Below are 14,575 nucleotides of genomic sequence, written 5' to 3'. Positions count from 1 at the left end.
ACGGGCAGACAAGGAGAGGCCGAAGGCTGCGACGTCTCTCGTTCAGTCGGTGTCGCGGCAATCGTCGCTGCGGTGGTCACGGCCGCAGGAGCCGCGGTCATGGGCCTCCTCCCGGCCATCGCCGGTGCCCGGCGTGAATGACACGCCACGCAGCGCCTCGCCGGCATTCGCGGTACGCAGCGTGACAAAGCGTTCGCCGGCCGGCAGCGTGGCCGCGGAAAGCTTGTCGGTGATCATCACGAGCCTGTTCGGATCGGCACCCTGATCGCCGCTGCCGCTCACCGTGGAGGTGATCGCCCAGATCGACACGCTGCCGTCGCGGTTGACGCGGCCGGTGATGTTGCGCAGGCCGTCGGTGGCCGGCGACCACGGCTTGCCGGTCGCGGCGTTGTTGCCGGTTGGATAGCCCTGCACCGTGTAGGGCACACCGAGGTCAAGTCCCGCCTGCAGGGTGTAGGCCTGCTTCCACGCGCCGGCAGTGCTGTCGAACACCCACTTCTGCAATCCGGCTGATGTCTGCGCCTTGGCAGCGGTATAGCTGTTCGATGTCGGGTCGAATGTCGCGGTGCCGTTGCCTTCGTCGGCGACGTAGAGTGTGTTCGCGTCGGCGAACCAGATACCGAACGGGAACGAGCTCGTGCTCTTGAGCGCAGTCGGGAAACCGCTCAGCACGCACATGTTATACGGCGTGACGCCCTGCCCCGCCAACTTCGAGCCATCGTAGAAGATCTGCGTCGTCGGCAGCGACGCAGACGGAGCCGGCAGGCCGACGCCGTTCGGGCACGCCTTCGGGCTGCCGTTGGCGGCGTTGCCGGTGGTGTCGATGAAGTAGACGGTGTTGATTCCGTTCCCGCCGCTGCCCTTGGTCGTGTAGATCACGTTGTTGAACACGGTGAGGCCGCGGAAATTGGTGTCCTTGCCGATCTTGTCGGCCTTCTGGCCGAGTTCGGTGATGTTGAAGCTGCCGAGCGGGAAAGGTCCGCCCGGGTCCGCCTGCCGCGCGAGCGGCGCGTCGGCCTCTCTCGCGATCTGCATGCCGGCGCCCGTGATGACGCCCGCAGGCTGCGGGTTGCCGCCATTGCCCGCGTTGCCGGCGGTGTAGAACACACCGGCACCATGCCGATCGTTGAAGATCGCAGCGCGGCCGTTGTTGCCGCTATAGCCGTTCACCTTGGTGAAGTGGAAGCGACCGTTCTCGTCGACTTCAGCGACCAGACGATAATAGGTGCCGGGCACCGGATTGGTCGGATCGATGACGTCAGGGGTGTTGGAGTTCGACACGTCGATGGCGCCGATCGGAGCGAGATAGCCCATGAAGGTCACGCTGCGATGATCGAGCGACAGATTGAGCGCCAGCTCGGATTTTGACGAGAAGCTGGTGACCATCTGGTCCTTGTTTTGCGAAACGCCGCGCTGGGCGCTGTTCGGAACCTCGAGCGACTGCACATGTCTGCCGTCGAGACGCAGTTCGTCGAGCAATATCTTCGCAGTCAGGCCGAACGAGCCGTCGACACCGTCGTTGTTGAACACCGTCGGATAGGTGCCGTCCGCCGTGGCGGTCACGCAATTGGGCGACACGCAGTTCGGCGGCAGCTGGGTCACGCCGGGCGTGATGGTGACGGCGTTGTTGACGAACACCGCACGGCTCAACAACAGATGACCCGGCCGGAAATGAACGTCGTCGCCGTCGGCGTGCGCAAGACTGCTGGCCAGCGCCGTGGAGGCGAGCAGCGTCAGCGCAAAAACCTGCCGAGACAGCGGAAGCCCCACAGGCGGGCGCAATCCTTTGGCGATCATTGCTTTTCTCCCAATGTAAGATTTTCTCAGAAAACGAGGGGGCGTAGCCGCCCGCCATGTCGGCGGCCCGGCGCGCGCAATCTGCGGGCGGACTGTTACGGGCGTGCGACAATCCACCGCATGTCCACTGCGGCCTCACACTCGCCACGATAGATGATCCGGTCGGTCAGGCCCGGCAATCTCGTCCGGGCCCTCGGCTGCCGCCGAGGGAATCTGCTGACGCGCTAATTGTTCGTCGTCGGCAGATCGTTCGGGCCGTACTGTTTGAACTCGAAGATCTTGCGCGTCAGGCCGGGCGCCAGTGCCGAGATCGGGTTGACGCGCAGCACTGGCTGGCTGGGCGTTCCGACCACCTCATAGGTCACGCCGATCAGGCCTTCATTGCTGCCGGCGCCGAGGAAAATCCCGAAGAACGGGATCTGGCCGAACATGTTGTTCAACCCGTACATCGGAATGAAGGTGCCGTTCATCCGCACCTGGTTGCCGAGATAATCGATGCTGCCTTCGATGGTCGCGCCGATGCTCGGTCCCTTGACCACGCCGTTGCGGATCGAAAGCTGGCCGCTCTGGCGCGTGAACTCGGCGCGCAACGCGTCGAACCCGATGCCGTTCTGGGTGCTGACCGGCCCGCCGGCAACGGCGCGGTCGAGCTGGGTTTCGCCCTTCACCGAGAAGCCGGTGATGTTGATGAGTCCTTCCCTCGGGCTCGGCTCGGGGATCGGCGGCTCCATCGCCAGCGTGAGCTGGCCGCCGACCACCTTCGAATAGGTGTCGATGAAGCGCAGGAACGCGCCGGCGTCGCCGGTCTGCAGGTAGATCACCTCGCGGCCCTGCTGGCGGCCGCGCATATCGACGCTGACGGGAGTATCGCGGCCGACCCTGCCGCTCAGCGTGAACGCCTTGAAGAACCCGTTGCGGCGCGAAATCTTGGCGTCGACGCCGCGCAGCGCCTCGCCGTTGAACCCGGCCACCGCGCCGAGCTTCAGATCGACATCGAAATCGGTGGTCTTGGTCTTGCTTTTGGGATCGCTGTCGCGGCCGGAGATCGCCGATTTCAGGAAGCCGCGGCCATCGAACACGTCGCCGCGCATCGTCACCTTGATCACGCCGTCGGGACCGCGATCGGCCCGCAACGATGTCTTGTCGCCGTCCGACGGCGCATAGGTCGGGAAGTTCGCATTCATCAGGTCGCCATTCTGGTCGACCTCGAGCGCGCCCTTGATCGAGACGCCGCTGCCTTCGATCGAGATATCCTCGAACCGGGTCGACTGCCCCTTCGGCACCACGTTGAAGGTCGCCTTGCCGGCCCTGCCCTGCGCCTTGACCCAGCCCGGCAGGATGTTGTCGAGCTTGAGCTGGGTCAGGTCGGCCTCGACGCCCATCTTGGTCGCAGGATTGTCGCCGCTGCCGATCTTGCCGCTCAGCTTGATCGGGATCGCGCCCGACACTGCGGGGCCGAGATCAAGCCCGAGCCGCGCGCGGCTCGCGTCATCCAGCGTTGCCTGCAGCTTGACGTCGGCATCGCCGTCGGCCGGCTTGCGGTAGTCGAGCGAGGCCGCCTGCCCGTTGATCTTGACGTCGCCCTTGACCTGGAAGCCGGCGTTGCTCGCAATCACCTTCAGCGTGTTGGCCTCGAGCTTCTGGTTCATCACCAGCTTGTCGACGGCAACGCCGGAGATGTCGGCGGTGACGGAATATTGCGTGTCGGCCTTGGTCAGCCCGCCCGTCACCGGCATGCCGAGATTGATCGTGGCCGTGACGTTGCCCTTGCTGGCGTTGGGATCGATCGGCGGACCCGAGAGATCGCTGAGCCGGTCGGATGCGAGGATTTCGGCGGCGGCCGGCACCGGACAGTCGACCCGGAACTTGACCTTCGACGGCGACGGCTTCGGCGCCATGTCCGGCACCTCGAAGGTGAAATCCGACAGCGTGATCTTGCGGCCTGCCGGCGTGTCGGCGATGCCCTGGTTGATGGTCACCGTCGCGGTGCGGCCGGTCACCCTGGCTTTCAGATCCGCGTCATGCACTGCGGGCATCTGATCCACCGGGCGCACCGTGACACCCGAGGCGACGATGTTGACCGAGAGACCGTCATCCGGGATCGGTGGTCCCTTGCGCGACAGATTATGTACCGGCGAATTGACGCCGACATCGATGCGCTGGAGCGTGCCGCGGTCGATCCGCTCGAGCACCCATTCGCGCACCTCGGGCACGATGATGATCGGCCACATCCGCTTCAGCGCGGAGGCCGACATCGGGGTGCCGGCGAAGCCGAGTTGCAACCGCGGCTCGCCGGAATAGTCGATGCTGCCAGTGCCGGCGACGCCGATCTCGCCATTGGAGATGTCGGCCTGGGTCAGCAGCGCCCGCTTCTTCTCGGTGTCGAACCGGAAGCCGACGTTGATGCGATTGAAGATCAGCGGCGGTTCATTCTTATCGGCGCCGGCCAGCACGATGGTGCCCCCCGACAGGCCCGCCTGCCAGTCGGTGACGTTGTCGTTCGGCGGCTCGAGATGGCCGAGCAGCGTGATGCGGTTGGCGCCCGAGACGATCTTGATCGGCGCCAGCAGCACGCGGCGCCCCGAATCCCACTCGACGCTCATCTCGGCCGAATCGACCGGCATCGGGTAGTCGGGCGTGTCGGTGTCGATGATGTTGCCGGCGCCGACATTGATCTTGCCGCGGAAATAGGTCGGCAGGCCGTCGCGGCCGAGCTCGCCCTTCATCTCGCCCGACAGCGGCAGGTCGGCGGTGTAGGTGAGATCCTTGGTCCGCATCGCGAGCAGGATGTTGCGGGTGGAGACCTTGTCGGCCTTGATGTCGACCGAGCGCACGCCGTTCTGCTGCGGTCCAACCAGGACGCGCACCGACCAGGGCTTTGCGCCGTCCTCGCCGAAGCTGAGCGCAACCCCGCCGCCGCTCGGGCGCCGCAGGCTCAGGCTGATATTCTCAAAGCTCCATTTGTTGCCGCGCTGCTGGTCGTCGACGACGAGATTGCCGTTCTTCAGGCCGATCTCGTTGAGGTTCTGACCGTCGAGACCGGTCATGCTGAGGCTGTCGAGCCAGTCGAGGCCGGCGAGCAGCCCGCTCTGGGCCGAATCGGGTGCGGCCGCCGAGGGCCCGGAGGCAACCGGAGGCAACGCAACTGGAGGCGGCGGCGCAGCGGTCGCCGGCCGCGGGAATGTCGGCGGCAGCCCCGCCTCCCGCTTGGATGCAACGCCGGTGGCGAGCGGTTTTGCGGTGTCGCCGGCGGACACGGTGACATTGCCATCGGGCGTGATGCGCACCGACAGTTCCGCATCGACCAGATTGAGACTCTCCGCCCGCAACTGGCCCATCAGCAATGCCGTTCCGGACAGACGCACTTCGGCTTTCGGCGCGCTGGCAACGACCGCGTGGTCGCGGTCGCGGACGATGATGTCACGGATGCGCACCGCAATCCTGATGCGGCCGGCGCGCTCGATCTGCGTTCCGCCGACCTCGACCGTGTTGCCGTGACCGATATTCTCCTCGATCGCCGCGGCAAGCCATGGCGTCGCCAAATCGAGATTGATCGGACCGGCGCCGAGCCGCCACCACAATGCGCCGAAGCAGGTCGCGAACATCACGACCAGCACCACGAGCACGAGCCCGATGCGACGGATCCAGCGTTCGCCGTTCAGCCAGCGCTGCATGCCGGTGCAGAAATCGGTGAAACGGTGCAGGTTGGTGTTGGAACGCGCCAGCAATTGCCGCGCACGGTTGCCCGCCGCCTCATCCTGCTCGTCCCACGCGGCGTCGTCCTCCCGTTGCGAGAAGTCGGTCCCGGCGCGCGGATTTGGACCCTGCGGCGACGTGTTCCTTGCCATTGCCTCTCGGTGCCGACGGCGAAGCTGATCGCCGCCATCGGGGCGCCCGTCGACTGTTATCGAGCGCTCCCTTGCCGGCATCGCCGCCTATCCTCGCCTAATCATGTTACTCGCCGATGGCCCCGGAACGGACCAAACCAACCAATCGAAAGCCAATTCAGCAAGCGGACGCGTAACGCGTCGAATTCCTTGTCACCATACTCCGTGGCCATCAAACTTGCCCAGCGGCCGATGCGAATCCGGCAGCTGCGAATGAGACCCGCAATACCCCAATGGTTGATCTTCCGAAAGCGACGAAAGGAAGGCGTATGTCCAAGAAAACGCGCAAGAAATCCTCCAACACAACCGGAAAGCGGGTCGCAACAAAGGTTGCGCGCGCCGCAAGCGCAAGCACTGGGAAGTCCGCGATGAAAACCCGCACAACGGTTGCGAAGAAGGCCGCGGCCAAGAAAGCAACGAAGGCCAAGGCCAAGACCAAGACCACCGCTAAGACCGCAGCGGGTGTTCCAGACAAAGCCTCGCACAAGGCCGCATCGAAACCATTAAAGGCTGAGCCGGCCGCAACCGTGACCAAGTCGTCCGCCGTCACACTCACTGAGGGCGCCGCGGCGCCTGGATTCGACCTGCCGCGCGACGGCGGAGGCAGCGTTTCACTGAGGGATTTTGCCGGCAAGAAGCTGGTGCTGTTCTTCTATCCCCGCGCCGACACCCCCGGCTGCACCAGGGAGGCGATCGACTTCACGCGGCTCAAGCATGAGTTCGCGGCTTCAGGTGCCGAGGTGGTCGGCATTTCCGCCGATACGGTTAAGGCGCAGGAGTCATTTCGAAGCAAACACCAGCTGTCCGTGCCGCTGGTCTCGGACCCGGCTCATCAGATGCTCGAGGCGTATGGCGCCTGGGGCGAAAAATCCATGTATGGCAGGACCTTCATGGGAATTATTCGCACCACGGTTCTGGTCGATTCCAGTGGAAAAGTCGCCCGGATCTGGCGTCATGTGAAGGTCGACGGCCACGCCGAAGCGGTATTGGAGGCCGCCCGATCGCTCTGACCGGATGGGTTCCGTTTCCTGAAAATTAACCATGGCGGGCTCAAATCGGCCCCGCAAATTAGCCGTACGGAGCTTGGTCCGACCGGCCGCGGGAGTACCGATGTCGAGCCGGTCCGGTCATCACCAGAAACACCATCATCCGCAGGACCATGGCCGGTCGCCGGCACGCCGTCCGGTGGCCCAGCATGCCGCACCGGCGGCTGCCGCGGCGGCCTCCGGCGAGGGCTATACCCTGGTCCATGCCGGCAAGCAGGTCCGGTTCGGACCGGTGGTGTTCTGGATCGCGGTCGGCACCGTCGTCCTGCTCGGCATGTGGTCGGCGGCGACCGCGACGTATTTCGCGTTCCGTGACGACGTCCTGACCCGGCTGATCGCGCGCCAGGCGGAGATGCAATACGCCTATGAGGACCGCATCTCGGAGCTACGCGCCAAGGTCGACCGCACCACCAGCCGCCAGCTGCTCGATCAGGAACAGTTCGACCAGAAGCTCGACCAGATCATGAAGCGGCAGTCGGCGCTGGAATCGCGCGCCACCGCGCTCGGCGCGATGCCTGATGTTGCGACCACCGGATCGATCAAGCCGCAGGGCCGCGCCGACGCCGCGCCGTCATCCGGTACGCCAAAGCCCTCCCCGATCAGCGACACCGTGATCTTCGTGGCGCCGCCGGATCGCGAGGCGCGGCTGGAATCGCGCGCGCCGCTGATCGCCAAGGCGCAGCCGAACCAGTTCGCGAAGGCCCAGGGCGTCGACAACGTCCTGGTCCGCCTGCAGACCTCGCTTGACCAGGTCGAGCGGCGCCAGGTCGCCGCACTGTCCTCGGTCGAGGACGGCATCGAATCGCGGGTGCGCCGGATGCGCGGCGTGATCTCCGATCTCGGCCTCAACATGACGCAGCTCGAAGCCGCGACGCCGCGCTCCGGCATGGGCGGCCCCTATGTGCCGGTGAAGCTCGCGCCCGACGCCGGCGCGTTCGAGCGCCAGCTCTATCGCATCAACATCAACCGCGCGCAGATGCAGCGCCTGAACCAGACGCTGGCGCTGGTGCCTTACCGCAAGCCCGTGGTCGGCGAGGTCGAATTCACCAGCGGCTTCGGCGTTCGCTCCGATCCTTTCCTCGGCCGTCCGGCGATGCACACCGGGCTCGACTTCCGCGCCGCGCAGGGCGATCCGGTGCGCGTCACCGCCAACGGCAAGGTGGTGTCGGCGGGCTGGGCCGGCGGCTACGGCCGCATGGTCGAGGTCGATCACGGCAATGGCCTCTCGACCCGCTACGGCCATCTCTCCGAGATCGGCGTCAAGGTCGGTGAATACGTCAAGATCGGCCAGGTGATCGGCGCCGTCGGTTCGACCGGCCGTTCCACCGGTCCGCATCTGCACTATGAGACCCGCATCGACGGCGAAGCGGTCGATCCGCAGAAATTCCTCCGCGCCGGCGTCCGGCTCAGCGCGGGCTAGGCCGTGAACTCATAAATCGGGAACGACAGAGATTGGTGGGACTGTCGGCTTTTGGGTCACGTAGACCGCAAAGCGGTCATATTTGACTGAATGGTTGAGTTTCATTTTTAGAGTCTGAGATGGCGAAATCTTCGCAGGCATTGAGCGAATCCGATCGGCGACTTGTCGCTGCATGGGCCGCCGACTGTGCTGAACGAGTTCTGCGGATTTTTGAAGCTGAAAGGCCGACTGACGGTCGCCCTCGCGCTGCTATCGCCCGGACCCGAGCGTACTCCCGCGGGGAGTTGGACACCGCCGTGGAAATTCGCCAACGGTTTATGGGCGGCGGCGCTGCTAAAGAGGTGAAGTCTCCCGCAGCCGCTGCCGCCGCCAGAGCTGCCGGTCAAGCCGCAGCCGTTTGCCACATGGGTGCACACGCCTTGGGCGCCGCAGCGTATGCAGTTAAGGCCGCCAGCTTAGCGTCTCCCGACCGGCCAGGAGCCGCCGATGACGAGGTTCGCTGGCAGCTCATGCATATGAAAGCGGAGGTGCGGACTGCACTGCGAGCGCTTCCACGTGTAGGCGAAGACCGTTCGGGTCCCTTAGGGCCAGGGCTCCTCGCCTCAGGCCAACTAGCCATCATAATCCGTGACCTTCAGGCCGGCCTTTCCCCGCTGGACCAAAAGCCAGATTGAGCAAAAGATCTAGCACCAAGCGCCCGTTCGGTCCGCTAAGAAGCGTGGCTCTATTAGTGTTGACCTACGCCGAGCTACCGCTATTGCGCTTCCCGGTTCGGCGGCAAATGCCGGACGTGGGGCGTTTGCCGACTGACCGCTTTCATATCGCGCCGAACTCTGATTCAAGCTCAATATGAGCCGATATGATCTGACCGACTTCGAATGGCGCGTGATCACGCCGCTGCTGCCCAACAAGCCGAGAGGCGTGCCCCGCGTCGATGATCGGCGCGTGCTGAACGGCATTTTTTGGTGCTTCGATCGGGAGCACCATGACGCGACCTACCAGAACGCTATGGACCGCGTACCACCTCGATCACGCGGCGGGCTCACGACCAAGATCCACGTCGTCGTCGACGCTCACGGCCTCCCGATCCGGCTCTCGATCCGCAGAAATTCCTCCGCGCCGGCGTCCGGCTCAGCGCGGGCTAGCTCAATCTCGCAACGATTGATCTGAACATCGGCGCAAGCGGCCTCGCTTGCGCCGATCTCGTTTGTGGCTTGGAGCATCGGTTCTGATTGCATCAGCACCGATGCTCCAGTTTTTTGTCTTGACGCGTTTCCTTCACGCGAACCGGCGTCCACTTCGCTCGAAAACGCTTTAGCGGCGGCCGCCACCGCCCATGCCGCCGGGTGGCCCGCCACCACCGAATCCGCCGCCGGGCCCGAATGGGCCACCGCCGCCTCCGGGGCCGAATGGTCCGCCGGGCGAGCCGAAGCCGCCCGGACCGGGGCCGGTCGTTCCGCCATTCAGGGGATCGGGCGCAGGACCGCCACCACCTGGCGGGCCGCCGCCGGGCGCACCAGACGGCCCAGCAGGGCTGCCACTAGGACCGCCGCCGCCAGGCGCGCCGCGCCCGCCGGGTCCGGATCCATGTCCCGGCCCGGAACCGCCGCCACCCGAGCCGCGGCCCGGCGTGCCCGGGCTCTTCACCGACGAGCCCGGGAATCTGGTGACCGATTGCACCGACTCGACGCGCAGCTCGCGCGTCCCCGACAGCTGCGCGTTGACGACCACGCGCGTATCGGCGGCCGGCGAAAAGCGCGAGTGGTCGCGCGCGACGAAGCCGGAGCCGAGCTGCAGGTCGTTGCCGACCCGCCGAACATAGGCCTCGATCAAGAGCCGCTTCGCGCCGGTGAGATCGGAGAAGTCATCAGCGCGGCTGCGCGAGACCTGCATCACGCCCTGCGCGACATGCCCTTCGACCTGCACGCGCTGACCGGCCAAAGCCGCATCGACGCCGCTGAGCTTGAGCTCGCCGATCCGGAACGCTCCGTCGCGGTCGCGCTCGAGTGGTCCTGCGACGCGCATCGCAGCGTCATGGCGCTCCTGCACCAGGCTTGCGACGACGACGCAGTCGGTGCGGCGCAGCCCGAACACGGCGACATGCGCGCCGACCTTCAGCCAGCTCTCGCGGCCGCTCCAGGCGACCTTCTGGCCGAGCACCGTCAGCTCGCCCGATTTCACCTGCTCGACCGGCCCGGTCACTTCGCTCGCCACGTCGATGCGTTTGGTCGACAGCGTGCCGCCGGCATCGCCCTGTGCGACCACGCGCGCGAGCTGGCCGATCCGCAGCGCTTTCGCGCTCGCCGCCTCGCCGTCGATCCGGACCGGCACGTCGGCCGCATAGGCGACGCGCTCGCCATTGACGTAGATCGAGCCGAACCGCTGGATCACGCCGACAATGCCGGTGCCACCGATGCCCTGGTCGGAGCCGGTGATCCCGGTGCCGCCGATGCCCTGATCGTTGCCGCGCTTCTTGACCTGCGCGCCCGCGAGCGAGGTTCCGGCGAGCCAGAAGCCGATCAGCAGCGCGCGGCGGGAAATGACCGGCGGGCTTTTCATGCCGCACCGCCTTCGTCGGCATCGTCATCGACCGGACCGTCGGGGCCCTCGCGATAGATGTAGATGCCGAAATTCCAGCGGTAGTCGCCGCCCTTGTCCTTGGCCAATGCGCGGTTGGCCTCGCGGTTGGCAACCTTCAGCGCCTCCATCGCGAGCTCGCGCGAGCGGCCCTCGAGCCGTTTTGCCAGTTTGGCCGACAGCCCGTCGTAATGTACCGCGCGTTCAAGGAAGCGCGGCGTCGCCGACGACACGTTCATCTCGGCGGCCGCGACATGGTCGTGCAAATTGCGGCCGAGATAGTGCCATTTGCGATCGTCGTCGCCATGCGGGACGAAGGCCTCCTCGACCAGCATGATCTCGTCGCGATCATTGATCGTGACGAGCTTGCGGTCGAGCCATTCGTCGAGCACCGCGCGCGGCCGCACATCCTTGGTGATCGATTCGACCAGCGTCTCGAACGACGGCGCGCCGCCATCGGCGGTGCGCGGCAACGGCAGCGGATCGCCCTTGGCGTCGGTGAATTCGGGCGCGGCCAACCAACGCGCGATGATTGCGCTGGTGCGCGACAGCGTCGCCGGCACCGCATTGACCGGAGCGCCCGCGCCGCGCAGCCGCGCCACCTCCTTGCGGTGGATACCGGTCAGGAGGCTGACGCGGCTGTCGGTCTGCTCCTTGCCTTCGAGCGCGAAGTCGTGCTCGGCGACGTTGACATAGAGCTCGCGCAACAGCTGGGTCAGCGCCGGAAATGTCATGCCGCCGCGGACGCAAAGCCGCACCAGCGGGCGCAGCATCCGCGCCAGCGGCGCGTGCAGCTTCGCGGCGACGATCGGCGCGGACGATCCCGGCTTCGGCTTCGGGGGCTTGGCATTCATGCCTAACTTTTAGCCGCCCGCTGCGTGGGACACAATCCCACCGTTTTGCCCACCCCGCTTGACGTGTGACATTTTCCCACTTATGGGAAATAAAATCACATCCGGACACGACGCGCGCTTGCCGGCGTGAGTGTCAGGGTGCGGAGGCACTGCCGCCATCGCCACGGACCGCTCCATGACGCCTGCCCGATTCGACCTTGCGATCGCGGAAGCCTGCCGGATCGCCCAGGTTCCCTACGAGGAGTTCGTGTCGACGGTGATGGCAGGCGGCTATCCCTGTCTGCCGGGTGTGGCGCCCGGCTCGCCGCGCCGCTTCGGCGAAACCGATCTGCTGGCGCTGTACATCTATGGCCGCCTGCTCGCCTTCGGTTTCGGCGGCCTGCGCGCCGGCGAATATGCCAGCCGCGCGCATGCCGGCCTCACCGCCGAGCCGCGCGCGAACTCGATCTCGATCGCACTGACATCGGATGGCGGCAAACGCGTCGTCATCGAGCAGGATCTGCAGCGGCCCGCAGCCGCGATGCTGCCCGAGCGGATCCAATTCGACATCCCCGCCATCCGCCGCCAGTTGCAGTCATCCGTGGCCGGCAGCACCGCCGAGCCGGCCTGATATCTCGCTAGCATTCCCGACCAGCTCGCCGCGCGCCGTCACGGCGCGATCGCGCCGCCATGCGCTCCGATGTCTCTTCTCAAAAAAGTTGTCCATCGCCACATGTGGGACATAATCCCACATTTTAGTCCAACGTCATTGACGTGTGAATTTTTCCCACGTATCCAGAATCCATTCAGCAGGGAATCGACGCAATGACTCTTCGTTCGGCCCACGAACCCGGTTCGTCTTACGAACTCGGTTCGTCTTGCGAACCCGGTCGGTTCGCCGCCACCACACTCCGTTTCAAGCCACAGGCGGCCTTCTGCTTCACGCCGCAGGCGCCTTGCGGCCCGATCGAGCCGGTGTTTCCTGCGCTGCTGCGCTCGCTGGTGTTCGCCGCCGCGCTGGCGCTGCCGTTCGTCGTCGCCCTGTTCGTCGCATGATCCGGATCGAGCCGCCCATGATTGGTCTCAACGCGCCGGCCCGGCGTCCGTCGGTGCTCCACATCTTCAAGGTCTACTACCCCGATTTGTTCGGCGGCACGCTGACCGTGATCCGCGACATCTGCGCCTCCCTGAAGGGCACGTTCGACGCCGCCGTGCTGGTCTGCTCGCGCTCCGGAGGCGAGCCGCAGATCGTGGTCAATGACGTTGCCGTCGAGCGCGTGCACTCGTTCGGCGACGTGCTGTCGCTGCCGGCGGCGCCGACCTATCCGTGGCGGCTGTGGCGCCGCATCGCCGAGCACGATCTGCTGGCGCTGCACGCGCCCTTCCCGCTCGCCGACCTCGTGTTCGCATTCGGGTTCGGCCGCGCGCGTCCGCTGGTCGTGCACTGGCACGCCGACATCGTCTCGCACGCCGCGTTGCGCTTCCTGGTCGAGCCGATGATGCGGCAGACCTTGCGGCGTGCCGCCGCGATCATCGTCTCCGATCCGGTGCTGATCGAAACCACGCCGCTGCTGCAGGAATTTTCCGACAAGTGCCACGCCGTTCCGTTCGGCGTCGATGTCGAGAAGTATGACCGGCATGCCGCGCAATCCGACGACGTCAACCCCCGCGGCCGCCTCGTGCTCGCCTGCGGCCGGCTGGTGCGCTACAAGGGTTTCGACGTGCTGGTGCGCGCCGCCCATGCCCGCAATTTCGAGGTCTGGATCGTCGGCGAGGGCCGCGAGCGCGGCAATCTCGAGCAGCTGATCCGCGACTACGGCTTGCAGGACCGCGTCCGCCTGCTCGGCTCGGTGTCCGAGAACGAACGCGTCAAGCTGATGCGCATCGCCGACGTCTTCGTGATGCCGTCGGTGACCAATGCGGAGACCTTCGGGTTGGCCCAGCTCGAGGCGATGGCGGCGAGCCGTCCGATCGTCAACACCGCGCTCGACACCGGCGTTCCGCATGTCGCCCGCGACGGCCTCGAGGCCATCACCGTGCCGCCCGGCGATCCCACAGCCCTCGCCGACGCCATCGAGACGCTGATCAACGATCCCGAGCGTCGCCGCCGCATGGGCCAGGCCGCGCACCATCGCGCGATCACGAAATACTCAACCACAGCCTTCAAGGAGGGAGTAGAGACGGTGTACCGCAAGGTCGTTGCCGCAGAGGCAGCCGCAAAGGACGCAGGGTCGTCAGCCCCAGCCCCGCGCCCCCGAACGGCCGGTCTCGTCGGCGCGATCCAGATCGCGGCAGCGCTGGCCTGGTCAGACGTCCGCCATCGCTACGTCCGCTCCCTCCTTGGACCCTTCTGGATGTCGATCCAGATGGCGATCATGGTGGCCGTGCTCGGCTCGGTCATCGGCCATCTCTCCAACGCCAGCGCGGTGGCGCGGCTGCCGATGCTGGCGGCGAGCCTGACCGCCTGGACCTTCCTCAACAGCGTGGTGCTCGACGCCACCACCGCGCTGCAGGGCTCGGCCAGCCTGATCAAGGATCGCGCGCTGCCACCGGTGATCTTCTTGCTGCAATGTACCTTCCGACAGGCGCTGTTCGCGGCCCACAACGCGGTCGTGCCGCTGATCCTGTGGCTCGTGCTGACGCCGAGGGATGTCGGCGGTGCGATCGCCGCCCTGCCCGGTCTCGTCCTGTTCGTCATCTGCACGCTCGGCGCCAGCCTCGTGCTCGGCGCGCTGGCGACGCGCTACCGTGACATCAAGCCGATCATCGAGTCCTCGCTGACGCTTGCCTTCCTGGCTTCGCCGATCATCTGGACGCCTGAGATGATCGATCGCGGCTCCACGGTGATGCGGCTCAATCCGCTGACGCATCTGTTCGCGGTCTGGCGCGACCCGCTGGCATCGGGCCATGTCGCGATACCGAGCGTGATCTACGTGCTGGCTTGCCTTGCTGCGCTCACGGTCGCCGCGACCGTGACGGTCGCTCAATTGCGCAAAGCGGCATTCTGGATCTAGG

The 14,575-nt window shown here is 66.0% G+C and carries 10 protein-coding genes and 2 pseudogenes; 8 read left to right on the top strand and 4 right to left on the bottom strand.

Translation table 11 applies throughout. The annotated features are described in order from the left end of the window. Positions 1-42: 42 nt before the first annotated feature. Together ACVIGB_RS06845 and ACVIGB_RS06840 are read right to left on the bottom strand one after the other, a co-directional pair. Positions 43-1,797 (bottom strand): hypothetical protein, encoded by a 1,755-nt coding sequence (locus ACVIGB_RS06845; RefSeq protein ID WP_456723283.1) that lies wholly within the window; start codon positions 1,795-1,797, stop codon positions 43-45. Positions 1,798-2,021: 224 nt separating this feature from the next. Continuing rightward, on the bottom strand, positions 2,022-5,726 hold the full coding sequence (locus ACVIGB_RS06840; RefSeq protein WP_456749119.1) for a hypothetical protein: 3,705 nt from the start codon (positions 5,724-5,726) through the stop codon (positions 2,022-2,024). A 227-nt stretch (positions 5,727-5,953) separates the two neighbouring features. Here ACVIGB_RS06840 and ACVIGB_RS06835 point away from each other — a divergent pair, with 227 nt between their 5' ends. From ACVIGB_RS06835 to ACVIGB_RS06815, 5 genes and pseudogenes are all read left to right on the top strand, one after another. Then, positions 5,954-6,694: a peroxiredoxin gene (locus ACVIGB_RS06835; protein ID WP_456725226.1), complete on the top strand. Its 741-nt coding sequence runs from the start codon at positions 5,954-5,956 to the stop codon at positions 6,692-6,694. Between the two features lie 100 nt (positions 6,695-6,794). Next, on the top strand, positions 6,795-8,150 hold the full coding sequence (locus ACVIGB_RS06830) for a M23 family metallopeptidase (protein ID WP_092113778.1): 1,356 nt from the start codon (positions 6,795-6,797) through the stop codon (positions 8,148-8,150). 119 nt (positions 8,151-8,269) lie between these two features. Beyond that, positions 8,270-8,824, top strand: coding sequence for a putative immunity protein (locus ACVIGB_RS06825; protein WP_456723284.1), 555 nt, complete (start codon positions 8,270-8,272; stop codon positions 8,822-8,824). A gap of 175 nt (positions 8,825-8,999) precedes the next feature. Then, positions 9,000-9,136, top strand: a pseudogene (locus ACVIGB_RS06820) (transposase); the annotation flags it as partial. Between the two features lie 40 nt (positions 9,137-9,176). Next, positions 9,177-9,275: pseudogene (locus ACVIGB_RS06815) on the top strand (IS5/IS1182 family transposase); the annotation flags it as partial. 189 nt (positions 9,276-9,464) lie between these two features. Here the strand turns inward: ACVIGB_RS06815 and ACVIGB_RS06810 are convergent. Continuing rightward, on the bottom strand, positions 9,465-10,709 hold the full coding sequence (locus ACVIGB_RS06810; RefSeq protein WP_456723285.1) for a DUF5666 domain-containing protein: 1,245 nt from the start codon (positions 10,707-10,709) through the stop codon (positions 9,465-9,467). Next, the gene (locus ACVIGB_RS06805; protein WP_456723286.1) at positions 10,706-11,581 is read right to left on the bottom strand and encodes a DUF6502 family protein; all 876 of its coding nucleotides are present in this window, start codon (positions 11,579-11,581) and stop codon (positions 10,706-10,708) included. The genes ACVIGB_RS06810 and ACVIGB_RS06805 overlap by 4 nt, the downstream gene beginning before the upstream one ends. Positions 11,582-11,756: 175 nt before the next feature. Between ACVIGB_RS06805 and ACVIGB_RS06800 the strand changes: the two genes are divergently transcribed. The 3 genes from ACVIGB_RS06800 (at position 11,757) to ACVIGB_RS06790 (ending at position 14,574) form a co-directional block, all read left to right on the top strand. After that, a complete protein-coding gene (locus ACVIGB_RS06800; protein WP_456723287.1) occupies positions 11,757-12,191 on the top strand; it encodes a hypothetical protein in 435 nt (144 codons plus the stop codon). Between the two features lie 194 nt (positions 12,192-12,385). After that, positions 12,386-12,616: a hypothetical protein gene (locus ACVIGB_RS06795; RefSeq protein WP_456723288.1), complete on the top strand. Its 231-nt coding sequence runs from the start codon at positions 12,386-12,388 to the stop codon at positions 12,614-12,616. A 17-nt stretch (positions 12,617-12,633) separates the two neighbouring features. Further along, positions 12,634-14,574 carry a glycosyltransferase gene (locus tag ACVIGB_RS06790; RefSeq protein WP_456723289.1) on the top strand — a complete coding sequence of 647 codons (1,941 nt, stop codon included), beginning with the start codon at positions 12,634-12,636 and terminating at the stop codon, positions 14,572-14,574. The last annotated feature ends 1 nt before the right edge of the window (position 14,575 follow it).

This window comes from Bradyrhizobium sp. USDA 4341 (genome assembly GCF_054063755.1).
Note: the sequence above shows the minus strand (reverse complement) of the source record. Positions and strands in the feature narration are given on the sequence as shown.